Below are 2859 nucleotides of genomic sequence, written 5' to 3' on the forward strand. Positions count from 1 at the left end.
GCGGCCTCAGCCCGGAACAGTTCGAAAACCAGACCCTCGCTTAGGGACGTGTCCACATTACGTGGGTAAGATCAAACCTACCCTGAAAGCATCCCAACCAATAGCGTGCCTGTGTTTGTTTGTCACTAAAACAGGCCTGACCTTCAGCATCCTGTAATGCCAGAACTATCAGTTCTTCAAAACTTCGTTCAGGTCTTTTATCAAGATTTGCAACAGCCCATAATTCATGTTTCAACTTATCGTGAAGCTGTTGGGCTTTTGCTTTTTCCTCGGTGCCAGCAGAGCGTCTAACTCGCGTGCCATCTGGCGCTGAGATATCGATCCAGTACGTGTGACCCCTTTTGTAGATCGGCATTTTTTTCTCTCCTTACCGCCTACAACACCCAGCCGGAAAACATTGTTATCCGTACCAGGCGCTTCGGCAAACTTTTTCAAACTTTCGGAGTTGGCGCGCCAGTTATTACCAACGCGAAACATGTGATATTTGCGAGGATTGCGATAAATGGTGGTGGCCGAAACCTGCAAAGTAGCGGCCAGTTCTTTTACGGTCATAAGTATTTCCTTAGTGGGCATACTCACCTCTCGAGTAAATTTTTAAGCCACTTGCTGATCGCGGTTGATGCAGAGTTCTGGCAGGTTGGCGCGTACAAGCGCTTCAGCGAACGGTGGCGGCACGGCGTTGCCACAGCGTGCTACCTGCTTGTCTTTCGCGTACTTGTTGCCACGATAGTCACGGTCGATGACGTACCACGCCGGGAAGCCCTGGGCGTTATACAGTTCCCGCGGCTGCAGCATTCGCATGCCGATATCGACAATCCGGTAAGTCACTCCCTCAACCAGAACAAACTCGCTCAGGCCGTGCTGATGGAGGAATTCAGCCACCTGTACAGCGCGCGCTTCGTCATAATCATTAACGGCCAGACAGGTACGTACTTCCCCAACGTGTTGACCGCCAGCCGTTATGGTCGGCATCGGTTGGTCGGTACGTTGACCATCGCGACAGGTTCCGCGCAGTTTCACCAAGTTTGACGTAACAATAGCGTGGTGGTTTCCGGTGGTAACGGTATGCACTGGCTGGTCAGCAGCGCCGCCCGGGTGGCCGGTGTTATTCACCAGCAGCTGCGCAGTTACCAGCGCGTGATGATCCGTGGTGGTGACCGTGTGTGCAGGGCCGTCGACTGGGGCGCCGGGGCCGGTATAATTGCCACCGAAGTGTTTGGCCAGAAACGCGCTGGTGATCGCAAACTTATTGCCACCGGCTGTAACAGTGCCGACAGGCTTCTGCATATCCAGCACCCGCGGTGCCTGGCCCTGTCGTTCACCGTAACCCATCTGGATTAACGTCGGGCACACCAGTTGGCTTTTTCCGCCGCCACCGGCCGTAACCGTTCCGCTCGGTTGATCAACAGAGTGACCGATGCTGCTGCCGAACTGTCGGGCGATCACCGGTGCGATAACGCAGCTGCGCGACTCCTTCAGAATGGTGTGTATGGGCTTCTCGCAGGAACGCGGTTTGCCCTGGTATTCTGATCCGCCTGCACCTGCCAGGAACGGCGAAAGTTGAGCCTCCACCATTCCCAACGCGTGGCCGTTGCCACCGGGGCGCGCTGAAGTACCGGCGGTGACCGTCGGCAGTGGCTCAGTAACTTCCTGCCCGGTGGCCCCGGTGCGGAATTTAGTGATGTGAGGCGTAACGACCGCAAAACCGTGGGTCTTGGTTATCGTGTGCAGAGGCGACTCCAGCTCCTGTCCCCGGAAACAGTCGTATTTTGTACGGGTGCTGGTGTGGTTGCACTTCACGATGAACGGCGTCGGGTTGTCGATCACGAACCGCTGAATGCCGCGGGCGATACGCCGCAACGTATTCTCTGCCAGCGACTTCTTGCGACCGAAAATCGACGGACATGGGATGTTCCAGTCAATGCACTCCGCAGCGGTGCGCCAGGGTTTTAGCTGGCCGCTTTGCACCGGCAGGCTTTTCGGATCGCCGTGGGAGGATTCCGGCCAGACGACCGGCTGCCCGTCGCAGCGCATCACCATGAAGAAGCGTTTGCGGATCGTCGGTGCGCCGTAATCGCACGCGCGGAGCTCACGATGCTCGACCGTATAGCCGAGCCCTGCAGTCAGCCTCAGCGCCTCCGGTCCGTGCCGGTCAATCTGCAGCGATTCGCAGACCTCATCCAGCGCCGGGTGGTCGGCTGTCACGCCAGTGCTGAGCATGCCAACGAACGCCTCGAAGGTTTCTCCGGTACGTGCCGGGTCTGGACGCTCCTCACCAATAAGCAGCGGCCCCCATGTCCTAAATTCCTCCACGTTTTCCAGCATCATTACGCGCGGGCGGGTGGCTAGCGCCCAGCGCAGAACAATCCACGCAAGTCCGCGGATCTCTTTTTTTACGGGCGTGCTGCCTTTGGCTTTACTGAAGTGACGGCAGTCAGGTGAGAACCAGGCCAGGCCAACAGGCGCGCCGGCGGTCGCGGCGACAGGATCGATATCGAACACCGATTCGCAGTAGTGCAGGGTGTCCGGGTGGTTTGTCGTGTGCATAGCGATTGCGTTCGGGTCGTGATTGATAGCGATGTCCACGCTGCGGCCGGTAGCCATTTCGATGCCGGTGCTAGCGCCGCCGCCACCGGCAAAATTGTCGACGATGATTTCTCGCATCATGCGTGCTCTCCGAAGGTTTCTGTTAATGCCTGGGCGGCGATGAGGATTGAATTGCTGGGTTGGCGCTCCAGCAGCATGGTGTTGATGTGCTGCATTACTTTCCGGTAGTGGACCGGCGGAAGTTCGTAAATGCGCTCGATCTGCTCAGCAATGAGCTTGACTTCATTGGGCCACACGTCATTCTCCGCTGCT

2 protein-coding genes and 2 pseudogenes are annotated in these 2859 nt (G+C 57.3%); all 4 read right to left on the bottom strand.

The window, feature by feature from the left end; genetic code table 11:
• Nucleotides 1-76: 76 nt before the first annotated feature.
• Nucleotides 77-349 (bottom strand): annotated as a pseudogene (locus tag OMR58_RS26010) (site-specific integrase); the annotation flags it as partial.
• The gene (locus tag OMR58_RS24540) at nt 232-552 is read right to left on the bottom strand and encodes a helix-turn-helix domain-containing protein (protein ID WP_234479925.1); all 321 of its coding nucleotides are present in this window, start codon (nt 550-552) and stop codon (nt 232-234) included. The pseudogene OMR58_RS26010 and the gene OMR58_RS24540, both read right to left, overlap by 118 nt.
• A 42-nt stretch (nt 553-594) precedes the next feature.
• The gene (locus tag OMR58_RS24545; protein WP_264547232.1) at nt 595-2664 is read right to left on the bottom strand and encodes a DNA cytosine methyltransferase; all 2070 of its coding nucleotides are present in this window, start codon (nt 2662-2664) and stop codon (nt 595-597) included.
• Nucleotides 2664-2859: pseudogene (locus OMR58_RS24550) on the bottom strand (phage N-6-adenine-methyltransferase); the annotation flags it as partial. The pseudogene OMR58_RS24550 and the gene OMR58_RS24545, both read right to left, overlap by 1 nt.

It is taken from the genome of Erwinia sp. INIA01 (genome assembly GCF_025947915.1).
GTDB lineage: Bacteria > Pseudomonadota > Gammaproteobacteria > Enterobacterales > Enterobacteriaceae > Erwinia > Erwinia coffeiphila.

What these genes read in the sequence shown, in the direction of transcription:
- OMR58_RS24540 (WP_234479925.1), bottom strand. Translation starts at nt 552, where the DNA reads ATGACCGTAAAAGAACTGGCCGCTACTTTGCAGGTTTCGGCCACCACC.
- OMR58_RS24545 (WP_264547232.1), bottom strand. Translation starts at nt 2,664, where the DNA reads ATGCGAGAAATCATCGTCGACAATTTTGCCGGTGGCGGCGGCGCTAGC.